Source organism: Pseudocitrobacter cyperus, from assembly GCF_039889165.1.
Classification (GTDB): domain Bacteria; phylum Pseudomonadota; class Gammaproteobacteria; order Enterobacterales; family Enterobacteriaceae; genus Pseudocitrobacter; species Pseudocitrobacter cyperus.
Genome location: NZ_JAYMYY010000002.1, coordinates 1 through 19,983, shown reverse-complemented (window position 1 = coordinate 19,983; position 19,983 = coordinate 1). Strand labels below are relative to the sequence as shown.

The following is a 19,983-nucleotide window of genomic DNA, read 5'->3' as shown; positions in this document are numbered from 1 at the left end:
TACGCCCTCAGTAAGCAACGCGGGATCTAACAATGGCTGAACCACGTTTCGTACACCTTCGGGTGCACAGTGACTACTCCATGATCGATGGCCTGGCGAAAACGGCGCCGCTGGTAAAAAAAGCGGCGGCATTAGGCCAGCCAGCTCTGGCGATCACCGATTTTACTAACCTCTGTGGTCTGGTGAAGTTCTACGGCGCAGGCCATGGCGCGGGGATCAAACCGATCGTCGGCGCGGATTTCCACGTGCAGTGCGATCTGCTCGGCGATGAGATGACGCAGCTTACCGTACTGGCGGCTAACAACGTCGGCTATCAGAATCTGACGCTGCTGATTTCGCGTGCCTATCAACGTGGCTACGGTGCCGCAGGCCCGTGGATTGACCGCGACTGGCTGGCGGAGGTGAAAGAGGGGTTAATCCTCCTTTCCGGCGGCCGGATGGGCGATGTCGGTCGCTGTCTGCTGCGCGGGAACATGCCGTTGGTAGAAGAGTGCGTCTCGTTCTATGAAGAACACTTCCCGAACAGCTATTTTCTGGAATTAATTCGTACCGGTCGTCCGGACGAAGAGAGTTATTTGCACGCTGCCGTTGAACTGGCTGAAACCCGTGGCTTACCTGTCGTCGCAACCAACGACGTTCGTTTCCTTGAAACGGGCGACTTTGATGCACATGAAATTCGCGTTGCCATCCATGATGGTTTTACCCTTGATGACCCGAAACGCCCGCGTAACTATTCGCCGCAGCAATACATGCGCACTGAGGAGGAGATGTGCGAACTGTTTGCCGACCTCCCGGAAGCGCTGGAGAACACGGTAGAAATTGCCAAGCGCTGTAACGTTACGGTGCGTTTGGGCGAATACTTCCTGCCGCAGTTCCCCACCGGAGATATGAGCACCGAAGACTTCCTGGTGGCTAAATCCCGCGAAGGGCTGGAAGAACGTCTGGCATTCCTGTTCCCGGATGAAGCGGTGCGTCAGGAGCGCCGTCCGCCGTATGACGAACGTCTGGAGACTGAACTTAAAGTTATCAACCAGATGGGCTTCCCCGGCTACTTCCTGATCGTTATGGAGTTTATCCAGTGGTCGAAAGATAACGGCGTGCCCGTCGGCCCTGGCCGTGGTTCCGGTGCGGGTTCGCTGGTGGCGTATGCGCTGAAGATAACCGACCTCGATCCGCTGGAATTTGATCTGCTGTTCGAACGTTTCCTTAACCCTGAACGTGTATCCATGCCTGACTTCGACGTTGACTTCTGTATGGAGAAACGCGACCGGGTTATCGATCACGTAGCAGAAATGTATGGCCGCGACGCGGTCTCGCAGATCATCACCTTCGGTACCATGGCGGCGAAAGCGGTTATCCGCGACGTCGGCCGCGTGTTGGGTCATCCGTATGGCTTTGTGGATCGCATCTCCAAACTGGTGCCGCCCGATCCGGGAATGACGCTGGCAAAAGCGTTTGAAGCAGAACCTCAGCTACCGGAAATCTACGAAGCAGACGAAGAAGTTAAAGCGCTTATTGATATGGCGCGCAAGCTGGAAGGTGTCACCCGTAACGCCGGTAAGCACGCGGGTGGGGTCGTTATCTCACCCACCAAAATCACCGATTTTGCGCCACTTTACTGTGATGAAGCGGGTCAGCACCCGGTAACTCAGTTTGATAAAAGCGATGTTGAATACGCAGGCCTGGTGAAGTTCGACTTCCTTGGCCTGAGAACGCTCACCATCATCAACTGGGCGCTGGAGATGATCAACGCCCGGCGTGAAAAACAGGGCGAGCCGCCGCTGGATATCGCGGCTATTCCGCTTGATGACAAGAAAAGTTTCGACATGCTGCAACGCTCGGAAACCACAGCGGTATTCCAGCTTGAATCGCGCGGCATGAAAGACCTGATTAAACGCCTGCAGCCTGACTGCTTCGAAGATATGATAGCCCTGGTGGCCCTGTTCCGCCCGGGCCCGTTGCAATCGGGGATGGTAGATAACTTTATCGACCGTAAGCATGGTCGCGAAGAGATCTCTTATCCGGACGTTCAGTGGCAGCACGAATGCCTGAAACCGGTACTGGAGCCGACCTACGGCATCATCCTGTACCAGGAACAGGTTATGCAGATTGCCCAGGAGCTTTCCGGCTATACCCTCGGCGGTGCAGATATGCTGCGTCGCGCAATGGGTAAGAAAAAGCCGGAAGAGATGGCCAAACAGCGCGGCGCGTTTGAAGAAGGCGCCAAAAAACGCGGCGTTGACGGCGAACTGGCGATGAAAATCTTTGACCTGGTGGAGAAATTCGCCGGTTACGGGTTTAACAAATCGCACTCCGCCGCCTATGCGTTGGTCTCTTACCAGACGCTGTGGCTGAAAGCACACTACCCGGCTGAGTTTATGGCGGCGGTAATGACCGCGGATATGGACAACACCGAGAAGGTGGTCGGGCTGGTGGATGAGTGCTGGCGTATGGGGCTGAAAATTCTGCCGCCAGATATTAACTCCGGTTTATATCATTTCCACGTTAATGATGACGGGGAAATCGTGTATGGTATCGGCGCGATTAAGGGCGTCGGTGAAGGGCCAATTGAGGCTATCATCGAAGCGCGTAACAACGGCGGCTATTTCCGCGAACTGTTCGACCTCTGCGCGCGCACTGATACCAAAAAACTGAACCGTCGCGTGCTGGAAAAACTGATCATGTCCGGCGCGTTCGACCGGCTTGGCCCGCACCGCGCGGCGTTGATGAACTCGCTTGGCGATGCGCTGAAAGCGGCGGATCAACACGCGAAGGCGGAAGCCATCGGGCAGGCCGATATGTTTGGCGTGCTGGCGGAAGAGCCGGAACAGATTGAACAATCCTACGCCAACTGCCAGCCGTGGCCGGAGCAGGTGGTGCTGGATGGTGAACGGGAAACGTTAGGTCTGTACCTGACGGGCCACCCGATCAACCAGTATTTAAAAGAAATTGAGCGCTATGTCGGAGGCTACAGGCTAAAAGACATGCATCCGACAGATCGTGGTAAAGTCACCACGGCTGCGGGGCTCGTGATTGCTGCAAGGGTTATGGTCACCAAGCGCGGCAATCGTATCGGCATCTGTACGCTGGATGACCGTTCCGGGCGGCTGGAGGTGATGTTGTTCACCGACGCGCTGGATAAATACCAGCAATTGCTGGAAAAAGACCGCATACTTATCGTCAGCGGACAGGTCAGCTTTGATGACTTCAGCGGTGGGCTTAAAATGACCGCCCGAGAAGTCATGGATATTGACGAAGCCCGGGAAAAATATGCTCGCGGGCTTGCTATCTCGCTGACGGACAGGCAAATTGATGACCAGCTTTTAAACCGACTCCGTCAGTCTCTGGAACCCCACCGCTCGGGGACAATTCCAGTACATCTCTACTATCAGAGGGCGGATGCACGTGCGCGGTTGCGTTTCGGTGCAACGTGGCGTGTCTCTCCGAGCGATCGTTTACTTAACGATCTACGTGGCCTCATTGGTTCGGAGCAGGTGGAACTGGAGTTTGACTAATACAGGAATACTATGAGTCTGAATTTCCTTGATTTTGAACAGCCGATCGCAGAGCTGGAAGCGAAAATCGATTCTCTGACTGCGGTTAGCCGTCAGGATGAGAAACTGGATATTAACATCGACGAAGAAGTGCATCGTCTGCGTGAAAAAAGCGTAGAGCTGACGCGCAAAATCTTTGCCGATCTCGGCGCATGGCAGGTAGCCCAACTGGCGCGCCATCCACAGCGCCCGTACACCCTGGATTATGTCCGCCTGGCGTTTGATGAATTTGACGAACTGGCCGGCGACCGTGCTTATGCTGACGATAAAGCTATCGTCGGCGGTATCGCGCGTCTGGATGGACGTCCGGTGATGATCATTGGTCATCAGAAAGGCCGTGAAACCAAAGAGAAAATCCGTCGCAACTTTGGTATGCCAGCACCAGAAGGTTACCGTAAAGCCCTGCGTCTGATGGAGATGGCTGAACGCTTTAACATGCCGATCATCACCTTCATCGACACCCCGGGTGCATACCCTGGTGTGGGTGCGGAAGAACGCGGTCAGTCTGAAGCGATTGCGCGTAACCTGCGTGAAATGTCACGTCTGAGCGTGCCGGTTATCTGCACCGTTATTGGTGAAGGTGGCTCCGGTGGCGCGCTGGCGATTGGCGTGGGTGATAAAGTGAATATGCTGCAGTACAGCACCTATTCCGTTATCTCTCCGGAAGGTTGTGCCTCTATTCTGTGGAAAAGCGCGGATAAAGCCCCGCTGGCCGCAGAAGCGATGGGTATCATTGCCCCGCGTCTGAAAGAGTTGAAACTGATTGATTCTATCATTCCGGAACCGCTGGGCGGCGCGCATCGTAACCCGGAAGCGATGGCGGCCTCACTGAAAGCGCAACTGCTGGCAGACCTGGCTGACCTTGAAGTGCTGAGCAAAGACGACCTCAAAAACCGTCGCTATCAGCGTCTGATGAGCTACGGCTACGCATAATCGAATCATTTTCTGAAAAGGCCACGTAATGTGGCCTTTTTTTGATCTTCATAATGGCCAGTTTGTATCAATCTGGACTTTTTCCAGCCCGCTGTGGCGCTGTTTTTCCCGAATCCTGAGGTTATAATATACCCACTTTATTTGTGGTTATTGATTTTTTCTAAGGATGAGAAAGATGAAAACGATTTTGGGATTCGATCGTCTGTTAATGCCGAGCGTACTGGTCTTTTTTTACTGGATTTCCATGCTCGTTATTTTGGTTGGCGGTTTGTATGTCATGTTTACCGTAAGCCTGGTCTACTATTTTTTCTGTACGATTTTTGGCCTGATTAGTTGCCGCATGACCTTCGAATTGATTATGGTGGCGTTCAAAAATAACGAGTATTTGCGTCGCATTGCTGAAAATACGCAGGAAACCTCCGCAGAGTAAGCTCGAGGATTTTCCTCATCTACTTTCTCAAAAGGGCTGATGATTCAGCTCTTTTTTTTCGTTGATATCCGCCGGTAAGAAAATGATGTCGCGATGAGCATTGATGATTAACGTTTTCGAACTGTCTCCCGTAAAACTGCCATTACTGTCAGGCACCTGGCCTGGATAGAAAATTAACGAAATTCAAGGAGAATCACGATGGCATTACGGAAAACGATGGCGTTAAGCGCGGTAGCGGCCGGGGTATTATTAAGTGTATCTGGCGCGCAGGCTGCATCACTGCTGAGCAGCAGTGAGCCAATGACAATCAAAGCGAGCGAATTAGCGGCAAAAGAGAAAGCGCTGACCAGCTTCCCTTTAATGAACGCAGTGAAAACGTCAATTGCGACGCTGCCTAACAGCGAAGTTGAACTTATCGCGCCGGGTCGCGCAGCTAACCCGGCTAACGTTAAACGTGTTGAAAGCATGCTGAAAGAGAGCGACTGGGATTATCTTTTCCCGATGCGCGCTCCGGAATATACCTATACCAACTTTTTGAAAGCAATTGGCAAGTTCCCGGCAGTTTGCGGTACCTATACCGATGGTCGCGACAGCGATGCTATCTGTCGTAAAACCCTGGCGACCATGTTTGCTCACTTTGCCCAGGAGACGGGCGGACATGAAAGCTGGCGTGATATTCCTGAATGGCGTCAGGCGCTGGTTTATCTGCGTGAAGTTGGCTGGGTGGAGGGCCAGAAGAATGGCTATAACGGCGAGTGTAACCCGAACGTCTGGCAGGGACAGACCTGGCCTTGTGGCAAGGACAAAGACGGCGACTTCCTGAGCTACTTTGGCCGCGGGGCAAAACAGCTCTCTTATAACTATAACTATGGCCCCTTCTCGGAGGCGATGTACGGCGACGTTCGCACGTTGCTCGATAAGCCTGAACTGGTCGCGGATACCTGGATGAACCTGGCCAGCGCGGTATTCTTCTTTGTTTACCCACAGCCGCCGAAGCCTTCTATGCTGCACGTTATCGACGGCACCTGGCAGCCGAATGACCGTGATAAGGCCAATGGCCTGGTGACCGGTTTTGGCGTGACCATTCAGATCATCAACGGCGGCGTAGAGTGCGGCGGCGCAGAAGAAAATGCGCAGTCTCTGAACCGCATCGCTTACTACAAAGAGTTCGCGAAATATCTGAAGGTGCCGGTTCCGGCAGATGAAGTGCTGGGCTGTAAGAAGATGAAGCAGTTCGACGAAGGCGGCGCGGGCGCTCTGCCAATCTACTGGGAACAGGATTGGGGATGGAGCAACGATACGGCTGACGGTAAGACGTATTCCTGCCAACTGGTAGGCTATCAGACGCCGTATACCGCATTTAAAGAGGGCGATTACACCAAATGCGTACAGCACTACTTCAATGTCAACATTGTGGATGACAAGGGAGAGACGACTCCGGCAGAGGATAAAACTCCGGACAATCAGCCTGCTCCGGTCACCAACGTGGCGCCAGTTGCCCACATCGCCGGGCCGGTTGGTGCGGTAGCCGCTGGCAGCCAGGTTTCCCTGAGCGCGGAAGGCTCCACGGACGCCAATGGCGATAAGCTGAGCTATAAGTGGATGGCGCAGAATGGTCAGACCGTCAGTGGTCAGGATCGCGCGGTGATTAATTTCAATGCGCCGCAAAGCGATCGTGACGCGCAGTACGTGATTAGCCTGACGGTGAGCGATGGCTCTTTATCCAGCACGACCAGCTACACGCTGAACGTGAAAGCGAAAGCAACGGCTGATGAAGGTAAGGGCGGCACTGTCACTTATCCTTCCTGGAGCAGCAGCCAGAAATGGAATGCGGGCGATATCGTCAATAACCACGGTGCGCTGTATCAGTGTAAACCGCTACCGGTAGGCGCATGGTGTAATGTTGCGCCGGCCTACTACGAGCCAGGTGCCGGTCTTGCGTGGCAGGATGCGTGGAACGCCCTTTAATATTGATGTGGACAATACGCCAGTGCATAGCACTGGCGTGATTGTTACTATGCTTACCTCAGGGATTAGCCAGGAGGAGCGCATGAATATAATCGCCATAATGGGGCCGCACGGCGTCTACTACAAAGATGAGCCGATAAAAGAGCTGGAAGGCGCGCTGCTGGCGCAAGGCTTCAAAATTATCTGGCCGCAGAACAGCGCGGATCTGCTGAAATTTATTGAACATAACCCGCGTATCTGTGGCGTCATTTTTGACTGGGACGAATATAACGTCGAGTTGTGCAGCGATATTAATCAGTTAAACGAATATCTCCCGCTGTATGCTTTTATCAATACGCACTCGACGATGGATGTCAGCGTTCATGATTTGCGTATGGCGTTGTGGTTCTTTGAGTATGCGCTGGGACAGTCTGGCGATATCGCCACCCGCATTCGCCAGTACACCGATGAGTATCTGGATAACATCACCCCACCGTTTACCAGGGCGCTGTTTACCTACGTTAACGAAGGCAAGTACACCTTCTGTACGCCAGGCCATATGGCGGGAACGGCGTATCAAAAAAGCCCGATTGGCTGCCTGTTTTATGATTTCTTCGGTGCCAATACCCTGAAGGCCGATGTCTCTATTTCCGTCACTGAGCTGGGGTCGCTGCTGGATCACACCGGCCCGCATCTGGAAGCCGAAGAGTATATTGCCCGCACGTTTGGCGCTGAGCAGAGTTATATGGTGACAAACGGTACTTCTACCTCGAATAAAATTGTTGGTATGTACGCTGCGCCCGCGGGGAGTACGCTGCTGATTGACCGTAACTGCCATAAGTCGCTCGCACACCTGCTGATGATGAGCGATGTGGTGCCGCTGTGGCTAAAGCCGACCCGCAATGCGCTGGGGATTTTAGGCGGTATTCCACGCCGGGAATTTACCCGCGATAGCCTGCAACAAAAAGTCGACTCTACTGCCAACGCACAATGGCCGGTGCATGCGGTGATCACCAACTCCACCTATGATGGCCTGCTGTATAACACCAACTGGATCAAGCACACGCTGGACGTACCGTCGATTCACTTTGACTCGGCGTGGGTGCCCTATACCCACTTCCACCCGATTTATCAGGGCAAAAGCGGTATGAGCGGCGATCGCGTTCCGGGTAAAGTGTTCTTCGAAACTCAGTCAACACACAAAATGTTGGCGGCGTTGTCGCAGGCCTCGCTGATTCATATCAAGGGCGACTACGATGAAGATACCTTCAACGAAGCCTTTATGATGCACACTTCTACGTCGCCAAGCTATCCGATTGTCGCTTCGATTGAGACGGCGGCGGCGATGCTGCGCGGCAATCCGGGCAAACGTCTGATTAATCGCTCGGTGGAGCGCGCACTCCATTTTCGTAAAGAGGTACAGCGGCTGCGGGAAGAGTCAGATAGCTGGTTCTTCGATATCTGGCAGCCGGAAGAGATCGACGAAGCTGAATGCTGGCCCGTCTCGCCGGGAGCCGACTGGCACGGATTTACCGATGCTGATAACGATCATATGTTTCTCGATCCGGTCAAAGTGACCATCCTGACGCCGGGTATGGATGAGCAGGGCAACATGAGCGATGAAGGTATTCCTGCGGCGCTGGTGGCGAAATATCTCGATGAGCACGGCGTGGTGGTGGAGAAAACCGGGCCTTACAACCTGCTGTTCCTCTTCAGTATCGGCATCGATAAAACCCGTGCGATGGGCCTGCTGCGTGGCCTGACGGAGTTCAAGCGCGCCTATGATCTTAATTTACGGGTGAAAAACATGCTGCCGGATCTCTATGCAGAAGATCCGGATTTCTACCGCAATATGCGTATTCAGGATCTGGCGCAAGGGATCCACAAACTGATCCGCCAGCACGATCTGCCGCGGTTAATGCTACGCGCGTTCGATGTACTGCCAGAGATGAAAATGACGCCGCATCAGGCGTGGCAGCAACAGATCAAAGGCGAGGTAGAAACGGTGGCGCTGGAAGAAGTGGTGGGGCGTATCTCCGCGAATATGATCCTCCCCTATCCGCCGGGCGTACCGCTGCTGATGCCGGGGGAGATGATCACCGAAGAGAGTCGCTCGGTGCTCGATTTCCTGCTGATGTTGTGTTCTGTAGGGCGTCACTATCCTGGCTTCGAGACGGATATTCACGGCGCGAAGCGTGATGAGAACGGTGTTTACCGGGTTCGAGTCTTAAAAAGTGGCGAAGGGGTTGCGCGTTAAGCCCGGGCAAAGGTAATGTGCTGAAAACGATAAAGGAGAATAAGAATGCTGGGTTTAAAACAGGTTCACCATATTGCCATTATTGCGTCTGATTATGCGAAGAGTAAGGCCTTTTACTGCGATATTCTGGGCTTTACCTTACAGAGTGAGTTTTACCGTGAAGAGCGTGACTCCTGGAAGGGCGATCTGGCGCTGAATGGGCAGTATGTGATTGAGCTGTTTTCGTTCCCGTTTCCGCCTGCGCGTCCAAGCCGCCCGGAAGCCTGCGGCCTGCGGCATCTGGCCTTTAGCGTTGACTCTCTTGATACGGCGATTGCTCATCTGGAAGCGCACGGAGTAGCCTGTGAAGCCGTTCGTGTTGATCCGTTTACCGATAAGCGCTTCACTTTCTTCAACGACCCGGATGGCCTGCCGCTGGAACTATACCAGCAGTAGTCCTTGCAAGCGTAAGCCTTGCCCGGTAACGTGCCGGGCTTAGCCTCCCTAATGACAACATCATGACGACGATTTCCTCCCTTTCTCCACAGCGCCAGTTTCTGGTGGCTTTTAGCGGTGGCCTGGATTCCACGGTATTACTGCACCAACTGGTTTGCTGGCGGCAGAGAGAGCCTTCGGTCGCACTGCGGGCAATTCATATCCATCATGGGTTAAGTACTCATGCGGATGCGTGGGTGGAGCACTGCCGACAGCAATGCGAAGCGTGGAATGTCCCTTTGCAGGTGGAATACGTAAAGCTGGCGCAAAATGGTCTTGGCATCGAAGCCCATGCGCGTCAGGCTCGTTATCAGGTATTCAGTGACGCCTTACGGGCAGGAGAGGCATTGGTCACGGCACAGCATCTGGACGATCAGTGTGAAACCTTCCTGCTGGCTCTCAAGCGTGGCAGTGGCCCTGCGGGGCTGTCGTCAATGCCTGCCCGCATGCCGTTTGCCGATGGTTTCCTGGTTCGCCCGCTGCTTAATGAGACACGAGCCTCTCTGTTAGCGTGGGCGAAAAATCATCATCTTTCATGGATAGAAGATGAGAGTAACCAGGATGATGCCTATGACCGTAATTTTCTCCGTTTGCGCGTCGTGCCGCTGTTAACTGAACGCTGGCCCCATTTTGCACAGGCGACAGCGCGCAGCGCAGCGCTGTGTGGCGAGCAGGAACAACTGCTGGATGAACTGCTCGCCGATGAACTGGCAAATCTGATGACGCCGGAAGGGGCGCTGGAATTAGGGCCAATGCAATCGATGAGCGAGCCGCGCCGTGCCGCGCTGTTGCGCCGCTGGCTGGCGTCTCATCATGCCGCGATGCCTTCGCGCGATATGCTGGCGCGTATCTGGCAGGAGGTTGCTCTGGCGCGCGAAGATGCATCACCGTGTCTGCGTCACGGAGAGTATGAGATTCGTCGTTACCAGCAGCGACTCTGGTGGGTAAAAACGCTGGTTTCACCGGGGGATTCACCGATCTACTGGCCTGATATTACCCGACCTCTGACGTTATCCTTCGGAAGCTTGTCTGTAGTGAGCGGTGGTGATATCCGCCCGCCCCATGAAAATGAAACAGTCTCTATTCGCTTTAAAGCTTCTGGTACGCTGCACATTGTTGGTCGCAATGGTGGCCGCAAGCTGAAGAAAATCTGGCAGGAACTGGGGGTGCCGCCGTGGCTGCGCGACACCACGCCGCTGCTGTTTTATAACGATATTCTTATTGCGGCGGCGGGGCGATTTATTACACAGGAAGGGGCGGTTACGCCAGGTGCGGGTTTACGGCTGGAATGGGAAAAAACGGGCAGCTAAGCTGCCCGTTGTTCACTCAGGATTCGCTCACCACGACGGTGCCGATTTGCGGATGGCTGAAGCTTGCGATGCGGTCGAGGCGCACTTCGCGGCTCTCTCCACCGGTTTCAACCACCAGGTACTCGACGTTTTTACGCGAGAGCAGGTCGTTGGCTTTCGCCTGCAGCACTTCGCCGTCTTTCAGTTCCAGCGTCAGCACAAGGTGATGCTGGCAGGCGAGCTCGAGATTGTCATAGTCGTCACAATTGATAGGTTGATAGATCTCATTCATTGACATAATCGCTCACCAGTAAGTTTGCTGCCGCATAGGCCGCTTTTTCCCTGATCGACTCTGAAAGGGCGCTATCCGCCGCAACTTCGTTTAATACTTTCAGTACACAGCCCAGCGCATCCGGGATGTACCCTAAATCTCCGCTGGCAATTTCCGCATAGCGTTGACGAATCAACTCACAATAATTGTCCACATGCCCTCCTGTCAGCGTTCTGACTCAACCGTGGATGCAAGTTAAGCCTACGAAGATAAACTCTGTTTAGCAAGGTGACTATATCATACTCATTTAAGCATTATCAGCAGGATGAATGTCGGCCCCTGTAAATCCCGACAGCCTTTTACCGTTGATTTCGTTACAATGAGCGCCATTTTTACAGGAGCTAATATATGGCACTGAAAGCGACAATTTACAAGGCGGTGGTCAATGTGGCCGACATCGACCGCAGCCAGTTCCTCGATGCGTCCCTGACGCTGGCGCAGCATCCGTCCGAAACGCAGGAACGCATGATGCTGCGCCTGCTGGCGTGGATTAAATATGCCGATGAGCGTCTCCAGTTCACCCGTGGCCTGAGCGCCGATGATGAGCCGGAAATCTGGCTACGTAACGACCATCTGGGCATCGATCTGTGGATTGAACTCGGCCTGCCGGACGAGCGCCGCATCAAGAAAGCGTGCAGCCTGGCGAAGGAAGTGGCGTTGTTCACCTATAACAGCCGTGCGGCTGAAATCTGGTGGCAACAAAACCAGAGCAAACTGGCATCATTCGACAAACTGAGCATCTGGTACCTGGATGATGAGCAACTGGCGAAGCTCAGCGCCTTTGCCTCTCGCACCATGACGCTGCAGGCGACGTTACAGGAAGGCGCGATTTGGTTATCGGATGCTCAGAATAATCTGGAAATTCATTTTACGCCGTGGCAGCAACCGGCATGATTGTTCTCTCACGGGCGGTCAGTATCCCGGATGAAGAGATAACCATTACCGCCATCCGGGCGCAGGGGGCGGGGGGCCAGCACGTCAATAAGGCCTCGACGGCTATCCATTTGCGTTTCGATATCCGCGCTTCCAGCCTGCCGGACTATTATAAAGAGAAGCTGCTGGCAGCCAGTCACCACTTAATTTCTGCCGACGGTGTGTTTATCATTAAAGCGCAGGAGTATCGCAGTCAGGAGATGAACCGCGAAGCGGCCATTGCGCGGCTGGTGGCTGTCATTAAGGAATTAACGGCAGAACAGAAAAGTCGGCGTGCAACCCGGCCAACGCGCGCGTCCAAAGAACGCAGGCTGAATGCCAAAGCGCAAAAATCGAATGTAAAAACATTGCGTGGCAAGGTGAACTACTAACGACTGCGGACGTAATAAGAAATCAAAGAGGGAATTGATGGTGAAAAAAGCAATATTGACGATAGCTGCCGCCGGTATGCTGTTTGCACTGTTTGGGTGTAACAATCGTGCGGAAGTGGAAACGCTGTCCCCGGCACAAATGGCTGAATTGAAACCGATGCAGCAAAGCTGGCGTGGTATTTTGCCTTGCGCCGATTGCGAAGGGATCGAAACCTCGCTGTTCCTCGCCGAAGACGGCACCTGGGTAATGAATGAGCGCTATCAGGGCGTGACGAAAGAGCCGTCGTCGTTCGCCAGCTACGGTACCTGGGCGCGTACCGCCGGGAAGCTGGTGTTAACCGACAGTAAAGGTGAGAAGTCCTGGTATCGGGTGAAGGGGGATAACCTGGAGATGCTCGACCAGGAAGGTAACCCGATTGAGTCCACGCTTAACTACACGCTGGCACCGGTGAAGGCGAGCCTGCCGACAACGCCAATGGCGATGCGCGGGATGTATTTCTACATGGCGGATGCGGCAATCTTCACCGATTGCGCCACAGGCAAGAAGATGGCGGTGGCCAGCAATGCGCAGTTAGAGCGTGATTATGCGGTTGCGCGCGGCACGGAAACGAAGCCTGTACTGCTGGTGGTGGAAGGGCATTTCACCCTGGAAGCTAACCCGGACACCGGCGAGATGGTGAAAACGTTACAACCGGACAGCAATACGAAGTTTATTCCGGGGAAAGATTGTTACTGATCCGGAGTGCAGGACGGGTAAACCAGACAAAAAAAGCCTCGCAATCGCGAGGCTTTTTCACATCATAACCCAACTTAGCCTTTGATAGCTTTCACCAGGTAATCGACGATATCGCCGGTTTTAATCAGTTGCTTCTCGCCGCTACGACGATATTTGTATTCGATATCATCATTGTCGAGGTTACGGTCGCCCAGAACGATGGTATGCGGAATACCAATCAGCTCCATATCTGCGAACATCACGCCCGGACGCTCTTTACGGTCGTCCATCAGCACTTCGATACCCTGCGCACGCAGCTCAGCGTACAGTTTTTCAGCCAGTTCCTGCACGCGGTAAGATTTGTGCATGTTCATCGGCAGAATCGCCACCTGGAACGGTGCGATAGCTTCTGGCCACAGGATCCCACGGTCATCAAAGTTCTGTTCGATTGCGGCAGCAACAACGCGAGTTACCCCAATGCCATAGCAGCCCATGGTCAGGGTCTGGTTACGACCATCTTCACCTTGTACAGACGCTTTCATCGCTTCAGAGTACTTGGTACCCAACTGGAAGATATGGCCGACTTCGATACCGCGTTTAATCAGCAGGGTACCTTTGCCGTCCGGGCTTGGGTCGCCGGCAACGACGTTACGGATATCCGCCACTTCTGGTGTTGCGACATCGCGATCCCAGTTGATACCGAAGTAGTGCTTACCGTCGATGTTGGCGCCAGCACCGAAATCGCTCATTACAGCAACGGTACGGTCGATAACCATCGGAATCGGCATGTTTACCGGGCCCAGCGAACCCGGGCCTGCTTTCACCACAGAGCGAATTTCTTCTTCGGTGGCGAAGGTCAGCGGGCTGGCAACCTGCGCCAGTTTTTCAGCTTTGACTTCGTTCAGTTCGTGGTCACCGCGTACCAGCAGAGCAACCAGTGGAGATTTGCTGCCTTCTGCGGCTTTCACCAGCAGCGTTTTGACGGTTTTTTCGACAGGCAGATTAAACTGTTCAACCAGCTCGGCGATAGTTTTCGCATTCGGCGTATCAACCAGCGTCATCTCCTGAGTCGCTGCGGCGCGAGGCTCTTTCGGCGCCACGGCTTCAGCAAATTCGATGTTAGCCGCGTAATCGGAAGAGTCAGAGAAGATCACGTCATCTTCGCCGCTTTGCGCCAGCACCTGGAATTCATGGGATGCGTTACCGCCGATAGAACCGGTGTCAGCTTGTACGGCACGGAAATCCAGACCCATACGGCTGAAGATTTTGCTGTAGGCGGCGTACATGGCATCGTAAGTTTCCTGCAGGGATTCCTGAGAAGTGTGGAAAGAGTAAGCATCTTTCATCAGGAACTCACGGGAACGCATTACGCCGAAACGCGGGCGAACTTCGTCACGGAATTTTGTCTGGATCTGGTAGAAGTTCAGCGGGAGCTGTTTGTAAGAACTCAGTTCATTACGAATCAGGTCGGTAATAACTTCTTCGTGAGTAGGGCCGAGTACGAACGGACGCTCGCCACGGTCGGCGATACGCAGCAGTTCCGGGCCGTACTGTTCCCAGCGACCACTCTCTTGCCACAGTTCAGATGGCTGAACTACCGGCATCAACACCTCGATAGCACCGGCGTTGTTCATCTCTTCACGCACGATGTTTTCGACTTTTTTCAGGACGCGCACGCCGGTCGGCAGCCAGGTGTATAACCCGGAGGCCAGCTTGCGGATCATCCCGGCGCGCAGCATCAGTTGGTGACTGATTACCTCGGCGTCGGCAGGTGTCTCCTTGAGAGTGGAGAGCAGGTATTGGCTAGTACGCATGTTGTTACGATTCCAGTTGGACAATCGAACAGGCTCAACGAGAGCCTGATGCAAAAAAAGTGATTTAGTTTACCAGCGTGAAAGGGATGTCAAAAGAGAGCGCGGCGAAATTACCTGGCTTCCAGCACAAAGACTTCAAAGCCAGCAGACGTTACGCGCCAGCGCACGTTGAAATCAAGCAGCCAGACAGCGTAAGTTTTTCCCTCTTCTTCATTTTTACGGTAGGCCGGACGTGGGTCTTGTGCCAGCACTTCACGGATAAACTGTTGTAAACGCGGGTAGCGTTTCTCCAGATGCAAAAGCTGCTGCTGTACATCCGGCGTAAATGTGATATCGACGGCGGCCTGTGGCGCATCTTGCGCATAGCTGGCGTTTGCATGCGGCAGTGCTTCAGCAAAGGGCAGATAGGGTTTGATATCGACTACCGGTGTGCCATCGACTAAATCCAGGCTACCCAGTTCCAGAATCACCTGGTCTTTCTGCGTGCGGATCCCGCGTAGTTCAACCAGCGACATCCCAATAGGGTTTGGGCGAAAAGTTGAACGCGTGGCGAAAACGCCCATGCGGGTATTGCCGCCCAGGCGAGGAGGGCGAACCGTTGGGCGCCAACCGCCTTCCATCGTCTGGTGGAAAACGAACAACACCCATAAATGGCTGAAACCTTCCAGGCCGCGAACGGCATCCGCCTGGTTATAAGGTGCTATTAAGTGAAGTTCACCGCCACCGCTTTTCACAAGACCTGGCTGGCGTGGAACGGCAAACTTCTCTTTATACGGTGAGCGAATAACGCCTATTTGCTCAAACTGAAAGGTGCTCATTTTGCCGAAACGTTAAGCGCCGATCCAATGCAGACGGCCTGACGGTAGCAGCCTGGTGTACCACTGGTGACTTCGCAGCTATGTAGCAGAACTGCATTCGCTTTCATTTTAGAGGCGTTGATCTGCATACGTTTGCGAGCGGTAGGGATGTTTGGCGGAGAGTCCTGATTTGTCGCCTGGCAGGAATCGCCGGAGACTTCACCTAAATCACGGAAAGGTTTACCGACCAAATCTTCAGCCTTGGTGTAGATCCTGACCGGGGTAGCGCGGACAGGTTTTGGTTTTACGGTTTCCGTTTTAGGCGTAGACGCAGTGCTTTGAACAGGTTCAACGGGTGATCTGTTTAGCATCGAACAGCCGCCTAACATCAGTGCTAATAAACAGATCGGTAAAGCACGCATAATATATCCTCAATTTATGGTAGACCTGCGCTTATTGAATCAGGTGCTTGCAGAAATGACAAGACGGGCATGAGCCCGTCCTGAAAGATAGTGCTTAATGGGGGTAACTTACCAGCCTTTTACCGCGCCACCGTTGAAGACTTTGTTAGCAGCTTCGTACACTTCGTCAGACTGGTAAGCCTCAACGAATTTCTTCACATTTTCCGCGTCCTTGTTATCTTCGCGAGTCACGATCAGGTTAACGTACGGAGAGTCTTTGTCTTCAACAAAGATGCCGTCTTTCGCCGGGGTCAGGCCAATCTGGCTGGCGTAAGTGGTGTTGATTACCGCCAGCGCGATTTGTGCGTCGTCCAGAGAACGCGGCAATTGCGGCGCTTCCAGTTCAACAATCTTCAGGTTTTTCGGGTTCTCGGTGACATCCAGAACGGTTGGCAGCAGACCAATACCGTCTTTCAGTTTGATCAGACCCACTTTCTGCAGCAGCAGCAGGGAACGGCCAAGGTTGGTTGGGTCGTTAGGAACGGCAACCTGAGAACCTGGTTGCAGCTCATCCAGCGATTTGATTTTTTTCGAGTAGCCCGCGATCGGGTAAACGAAGGTGTTACCTACGGATACCAGTTTGTAGCCGCGGTCTTTGATCTGCTGATCAAGATAAGGTTTATGCTGGAAGGCGTTAGCATCGATGTCGCCTTTACTCAGCGCTTCGTTAGGCAGCACGTAGTCATTGAAGGTCACCAGTTCTACGTCCAGGCCGTATTTTTCTTTCGCCACTTTCTGAGCAACTTCAGCAACCTGCTGTTCTGCGCCGACAATCACGCCGACTTTGATGTGGTTGGGATCTTTCTCATCCTGACCGCAACCCGCCAGTGCCAGAGTACCGATCAGAGCGCCGACCGCCGCAAAAGTTTTAAACTTAAACGCCATGTTATTTCCTTAATTCTTCGAGTTGTGTTGTCTATACTCTTCATCCTTCAACTTGCTTCTGTGTTGGCTGCGGATTACTCGGCTCATCCATGAGCCTCGCCCTTACGGGCCACCGCTTTGCGGTGTTCAAACCTGTTCCTGACAGATTTGTCGCTCACCCCAGTCACGTACTTATGTACGCTCCTGGGGATTCACTCTCTTGCCGCCTTGAAGCAACTCGAATGATTTTGAGTATATTACGTTATTTATGAGTTACAGTCCGAACGATGCGATCGCCAGATAGCTGAATTAAATAAACCAGAACGACCAGTAATACCAGCACTGTATTCATTACCGTTGCGTTATAGCCGATATACCCGTACTGGTAGCCAATCTGACCCAGGCCGCCTGCGCCGACGGCACCGCCCATCGCAGAATAACCAACCAGCGTGATCAAGGTGATGGTGGCGGCATTCACCAGGCCCGGCAGCGCTTCCGGCAGCAGGACTTTGCGCACGATCTGCATCGGCGTGGCGCCCATTGCGCGAGAAGCCTCAATCAACCCGGTCGGGATTTCCAGCAGGGCGTTTTCAACCATACGGGCGATAAACGGCGCAGCACCAACGGTCAGCGGAACAATAGCGGCCTGCAAACCAATTGACGTACCGACGATCACGCGGGTGAACGGAATCATCCACACCAGCAAGATAATAAAAGGAATAGAACGGAAGATGTTTACCAGCGCCGACAAAATGCGGTAGAGCTTTGCGTTCTCAATAATTTGCCCCGGACGGGTGACGTACAGCAGCACGCCCGCCGGTAAGCCAATCACAAAACCGAAAAAGCCGGACACAAAGGTCATCGCCAGCGTTTCCCAGACGCCACGCGCCAGTAACCACATCATTGGCTCAGACATAACCCAGTACCTCTACTTTTACATGGTGTTGTTGCAGCCAGGCAATGGCGGCTTGTGTATCGTTTTGTTCGCCGTGCATTTCGGTCAGCATGATGCCGAACTTCACGCCGCCGGCGTAATCCATCTGGGCGCTAATAATGTTGTTGTTGACGTTGAAGCGACGCGCGGTTTCTGAGAGCAGCGGCGCATCCACGGACTGGCCAGTGAACTCCAGGCGCAGCATCGGCACGCTGTCAGCGAACGGTTCGACTTTCAGGCGGGCCTGATAGTCATCCGGAATGTCCAGATGCAGCGTAGACTGAATAAACTGTTGTGCCAGCGGGGTTTTCGGATGGGAGAATACTTCGCTTACCGTATCCTGTTCAATCAGCTCACCGTTGCTGATGACGGCCACGCAATCGCAGATGCGCTTCACCACATCCATTTCGTGGGTGATGAGCAGGATAGTCAGCCCCAGACGGCGGTTAATGTCTTTCAGCAGTTCGAGAATCGAGCGGGTGGTCGCCGGGTCAAGCGCGCTGGTGGCTTCATCGCACAGCAACACTTTCGGATTGCTTGCCAGTGCGCGGGCAATCGCGACGCGCTGTTTCTGGCCGCCGGAGAGATTTGCCGGGTAGCTGTCATGTTTGTCGCCAAGACCGACCAGATCCAGCAACTCGGTGACGCGACGTTTCACTTCCTCTTTAGAGGTGTTGTCCAGCTCCAGCGGTAATGCCACGTTACCAAAAACGGTACGGGAGGAGAGCAGGTTAAAGTGCTGGAAAATCATGCCAATTTGACGGCGTGCTTTGGTCAGCTCACCTTCAGAAAGCGCGGTCAGCTCCTGGCCGCCTACTTCAACGCTTCCCTGGGTTGGGCGCTCAAGCAGGTTCACGCATCGAATCAGCGTACTTTTACCCGCGCCGGATGCGCCAATGACGCCGTAAATCTGCCCGGCAGGAACATGCAGGCTAACGTTGTTCAACGCCTGTATGGTGCGGTTTCCCTGCTGGAACACTTTGGTAATATTCGAAAGTTTAATCATTAGACTATTTATTATCGCTTATGGGTTTGCCGTGGCATTTTCTTCTGCCAGAAACGGTCGATAGCCGTCAACTGAACGGATGTTAAGGCATCCAGACGTCTAAATCAATCCGGCTTTGTACGATCAGCACTTTATTGCCCGTCGAAACATGAGATACTAACGTCACATGCCTTATTCAGGAGCAACACGGTGGCAAAGTCTGTACCCGCTATTTTTCTCGATCGTGATGGCACGATTAATGTCGATCATGGCTACGTCCATGAAATAGACGATTTCGAATTTATCGATGGCGTGATCGATGCCATGCGTAAATTAAAGGAAATGGGCTACGCGCTGGTGCTGGTGACTAACCAGTCCGGAATTGCGCGTGGCAAATTTACCGAAGCGCAGTTTGAAACCCTGACCGAGTGGATGGACTGGTCGCTGGCCGATCGCGGTGTTGACCTGGATGGCATCTATTATTGCCCGCATCACCCGCAGGGGACGGTAGAAGAGTATCGCCAGGTGTGTGATTGCCGTAAACCGCATCCGGGAATGTTGAAATCCGCCCAGGAGTATCTGCACATTGATATGGCTTCTTCTTATATGGTGGGCGATAAACTGGAAGACATGCAGGCCGCTGCGGCAGCCAGTGTCGGCACGAAGGTTCTGGTTCGCACCGGCAAGCCGGTAACAGAGGAAGCGGAACAGGCGGCAGATATCGTGATTAACAGCCTTGCAGACCTGCCCACGCTCGTTAAGCCGCATAACTAAACCCTGTTTAAATGGCTAATTGTGGATAACTCTGTGGGCAAGTGGGTATAAAGTGGGGTGTTGCTGTGGAATGCAGCAGTCAGTCATTTTTCTGTCATTTTTCTATTGCGGCCTACAGAG

General features: G+C 53.5%; 19 protein-coding genes. 11 read left to right on the top strand and 8 right to left on the bottom strand.

Annotated features, from left to right (window positions below; translation table 11 throughout):
* Nucleotides 1-32 precede the first annotated feature (32 nt).
* The 7 genes from dnaE to tilS all read left to right on the top strand — a co-directional run bounded on the left by dnaE (nt 33) and on the right by tilS (nt 10,905).
* Nucleotides 33-3,515: a DNA polymerase III subunit alpha gene (dnaE, locus tag VSR74_RS08915; protein WP_347794401.1), complete on the top strand. Its 3,483-nt coding sequence runs from the start codon at nt 33-35 to the stop codon at nt 3,513-3,515.
* Nucleotides 3,516-3,527: 12 nt separating this feature from the next.
* Nucleotides 3,528-4,487: an acetyl-CoA carboxylase carboxyl transferase subunit alpha gene (accA, locus tag VSR74_RS08910; RefSeq protein WP_347794400.1), complete on the top strand. Its 960-nt coding sequence runs from the start codon at nt 3,528-3,530 to the stop codon at nt 4,485-4,487.
* 175 nt (nt 4,488-4,662) lie between these two features.
* Entirely contained in the window at nt 4,663-4,917 is a 255-nt protein-coding gene (locus VSR74_RS08905) for a DUF4282 domain-containing protein (protein WP_347794399.1), read from the top strand.
* A 198-nt stretch (nt 4,918-5,115) separates the two neighbouring features.
* Complete coding sequence (locus tag VSR74_RS08900; RefSeq protein WP_347794398.1) at nt 5,116-6,885, top strand: glycoside hydrolase family 19 protein; 1,770 nt, start codon at nt 5,116-5,118, stop codon at nt 6,883-6,885.
* Nucleotides 6,886-6,967: 82 nt separating this feature from the next.
* Nucleotides 6,968-9,121 (top strand): lysine decarboxylase LdcC, encoded by a 2,154-nt coding sequence (locus tag VSR74_RS08895; RefSeq protein ID WP_347794397.1) that lies wholly within the window; start codon nt 6,968-6,970, stop codon nt 9,119-9,121.
* 45 nt (nt 9,122-9,166) lie between these two features.
* Entirely contained in the window at nt 9,167-9,556 is a 390-nt protein-coding gene (locus tag VSR74_RS08890) for a VOC family protein (protein ID WP_347794396.1), read from the top strand.
* 62 nt (nt 9,557-9,618) lie between these two features.
* Nucleotides 9,619-10,905, top strand: a complete 1,287-nt coding sequence (tilS, locus tag VSR74_RS08885; protein WP_347794395.1) for a tRNA lysidine(34) synthetase TilS — start codon at nt 9,619-9,621, stop codon at nt 10,903-10,905.
* Nucleotides 10,906-10,921: 16 nt separating this feature from the next.
* Here the strand turns inward: tilS and rof are convergent, their stop codons facing one another.
* Together rof and VSR74_RS08875 are read right to left on the bottom strand one after the other, a co-directional pair.
* Nucleotides 10,922-11,182, bottom strand: coding sequence for a Rho-binding antiterminator (gene rof / locus VSR74_RS08880; protein WP_347794394.1), 261 nt, complete (start codon nt 11,180-11,182; stop codon nt 10,922-10,924).
* Nucleotides 11,169-11,369 carry a YaeP family protein gene (locus VSR74_RS08875; RefSeq protein ID WP_015965826.1) on the bottom strand — a complete coding sequence of 67 codons (201 nt, stop codon included), beginning with the start codon at nt 11,367-11,369 and terminating at the stop codon, nt 11,169-11,171. Before VSR74_RS08875 ends, rof begins: the two co-directional genes overlap by 14 nt.
* A 194-nt stretch (nt 11,370-11,563) precedes the next feature.
* Here VSR74_RS08875 and VSR74_RS08870 point away from each other — a divergent pair, with 194 nt between their 5' ends.
* From VSR74_RS08870 to nlpE, 3 genes are read left to right on the top strand one after another with little or no spacing between them, the layout of a single operon-like run.
* A complete protein-coding gene (locus tag VSR74_RS08870; protein ID WP_347794393.1) occupies nt 11,564-12,109 on the top strand; it encodes a YaeQ family protein in 546 nt (181 codons plus the stop codon).
* Nucleotides 12,106-12,519, top strand: a complete 414-nt coding sequence (gene arfB / locus VSR74_RS08865) for an alternative ribosome rescue aminoacyl-tRNA hydrolase ArfB (RefSeq protein ID WP_015965824.1) — start codon at nt 12,106-12,108, stop codon at nt 12,517-12,519. The genes VSR74_RS08870 and arfB overlap by 4 nt, the downstream gene beginning before the upstream one ends.
* Nucleotides 12,520-12,556: 37 nt before the next feature.
* Nucleotides 12,557-13,255: an envelope stress response activation lipoprotein NlpE gene (gene nlpE / locus VSR74_RS08860; RefSeq protein WP_411914243.1), complete on the top strand. Its 699-nt coding sequence runs from the start codon at nt 12,557-12,559 to the stop codon at nt 13,253-13,255.
* Between the two features lie 74 nt (nt 13,256-13,329).
* On the opposite strand, the gene proS is transcribed toward nlpE, so the two are convergent.
* The 6 genes from proS to metN form a co-directional block, all read right to left on the bottom strand.
* Nucleotides 13,330-15,048, bottom strand: a complete 1,719-nt coding sequence (gene proS, locus VSR74_RS08855) for a proline--tRNA ligase (RefSeq protein WP_347794391.1) — start codon at nt 15,046-15,048, stop codon at nt 13,330-13,332.
* 110 nt (nt 15,049-15,158) lie between these two features.
* On the bottom strand, nt 15,159-15,866 hold the full coding sequence (gene tsaA, locus VSR74_RS08850) for a tRNA (N6-threonylcarbamoyladenosine(37)-N6)-methyltransferase TrmO (protein ID WP_347794390.1): 708 nt from the start codon (nt 15,864-15,866) through the stop codon (nt 15,159-15,161).
* Entirely contained in the window at nt 15,863-16,267 is a 405-nt protein-coding gene (gene rcsF / locus VSR74_RS08845) for an Rcs stress response system protein RcsF (protein WP_347794389.1), read from the bottom strand. Before rcsF ends, tsaA begins: the two co-directional genes overlap by 4 nt.
* Nucleotides 16,268-16,375: 108 nt before the next feature.
* Nucleotides 16,376-17,191 carry a methionine ABC transporter substrate-binding lipoprotein MetQ gene (gene metQ / locus VSR74_RS08840; protein WP_347794388.1) on the bottom strand — a complete coding sequence of 272 codons (816 nt, stop codon included), beginning with the start codon at nt 17,189-17,191 and terminating at the stop codon, nt 16,376-16,378.
* A gap of 241 nt (nt 17,192-17,432) precedes the next feature.
* Nucleotides 17,433-18,086 (bottom strand): methionine ABC transporter permease MetI, encoded by a 654-nt coding sequence (locus VSR74_RS08835; protein ID WP_015965818.1) that lies wholly within the window; start codon nt 18,084-18,086, stop codon nt 17,433-17,435.
* Nucleotides 18,079-19,110, bottom strand: a complete 1,032-nt coding sequence (gene metN / locus VSR74_RS08830) for a methionine ABC transporter ATP-binding protein MetN (RefSeq protein WP_347794387.1) — start codon at nt 19,108-19,110, stop codon at nt 18,079-18,081. Before metN ends, VSR74_RS08835 begins: the two co-directional genes overlap by 8 nt.
* A 189-nt stretch (nt 19,111-19,299) precedes the next feature.
* On the opposite strand from metN, the gene gmhB reads away from it, so the two are divergent.
* Complete coding sequence (gmhB, locus tag VSR74_RS08825) at nt 19,300-19,863, top strand: D-glycero-beta-D-manno-heptose 1,7-bisphosphate 7-phosphatase (protein ID WP_347794386.1); 564 nt, start codon at nt 19,300-19,302, stop codon at nt 19,861-19,863.
* The last annotated feature ends 120 nt before the right edge of the window (nt 19,864-19,983 follow it).

What these genes read in the sequence shown, in the direction of transcription:
- VSR74_RS08900 (WP_347794398.1), top strand. Translation starts at nt 5,116, where the DNA reads ATGGCATTACGGAAAACGATGGCGTTAAGCGCGGTAGCGGCCGGGGTA.
- accA (WP_347794400.1), top strand. Translation starts at nt 3,528, where the DNA reads ATGAGTCTGAATTTCCTTGATTTTGAACAGCCGATCGCAGAGCTGGAA.
- VSR74_RS08870 (WP_347794393.1), top strand. Translation starts at nt 11,564, where the DNA reads ATGGCACTGAAAGCGACAATTTACAAGGCGGTGGTCAATGTGGCCGAC.
- metQ (WP_347794388.1), bottom strand. Translation starts at nt 17,191, where the DNA reads ATGGCGTTTAAGTTTAAAACTTTTGCGGCGGTCGGCGCTCTGATCGGT.
- metN (WP_347794387.1), bottom strand. Translation starts at nt 19,110, where the DNA reads ATGATTAAACTTTCGAATATTACCAAAGTGTTCCAGCAGGGAAACCGC.
- rcsF (WP_347794389.1), bottom strand. Translation starts at nt 16,267, where the DNA reads ATGCGTGCTTTACCGATCTGTTTATTAGCACTGATGTTAGGCGGCTGT.
- tilS (WP_347794395.1), top strand. Translation starts at nt 9,619, where the DNA reads ATGACGACGATTTCCTCCCTTTCTCCACAGCGCCAGTTTCTGGTGGCT.
- rof (WP_347794394.1), bottom strand. Translation starts at nt 11,182, where the DNA reads ATGTCAATGAATGAGATCTATCAACCTATCAATTGTGACGACTATGAC.
- VSR74_RS08835 (WP_015965818.1), bottom strand. Translation starts at nt 18,086, where the DNA reads ATGTCTGAGCCAATGATGTGGTTACTGGCGCGTGGCGTCTGGGAAACG.
- nlpE (WP_411914243.1), top strand. Translation starts at nt 12,557, where the DNA reads ATGGTGAAAAAAGCAATATTGACGATAGCTGCCGCCGGTATGCTGTTT.
- arfB (WP_015965824.1), top strand. Translation starts at nt 12,106, where the DNA reads ATGATTGTTCTCTCACGGGCGGTCAGTATCCCGGATGAAGAGATAACC.
- VSR74_RS08905 (WP_347794399.1), top strand. Translation starts at nt 4,663, where the DNA reads ATGAAAACGATTTTGGGATTCGATCGTCTGTTAATGCCGAGCGTACTG.
- tsaA (WP_347794390.1), bottom strand. Translation starts at nt 15,866, where the DNA reads ATGAGCACCTTTCAGTTTGAGCAAATAGGCGTTATTCGCTCACCGTAT.
- proS (WP_347794391.1), bottom strand. Translation starts at nt 15,048, where the DNA reads ATGCGTACTAGCCAATACCTGCTCTCCACTCTCAAGGAGACACCTGCC.
- VSR74_RS08890 (WP_347794396.1), top strand. Translation starts at nt 9,167, where the DNA reads ATGCTGGGTTTAAAACAGGTTCACCATATTGCCATTATTGCGTCTGAT.
- VSR74_RS08895 (WP_347794397.1), top strand. Translation starts at nt 6,968, where the DNA reads ATGAATATAATCGCCATAATGGGGCCGCACGGCGTCTACTACAAAGAT.
- dnaE (WP_347794401.1), top strand. Translation starts at nt 33, where the DNA reads ATGGCTGAACCACGTTTCGTACACCTTCGGGTGCACAGTGACTACTCC.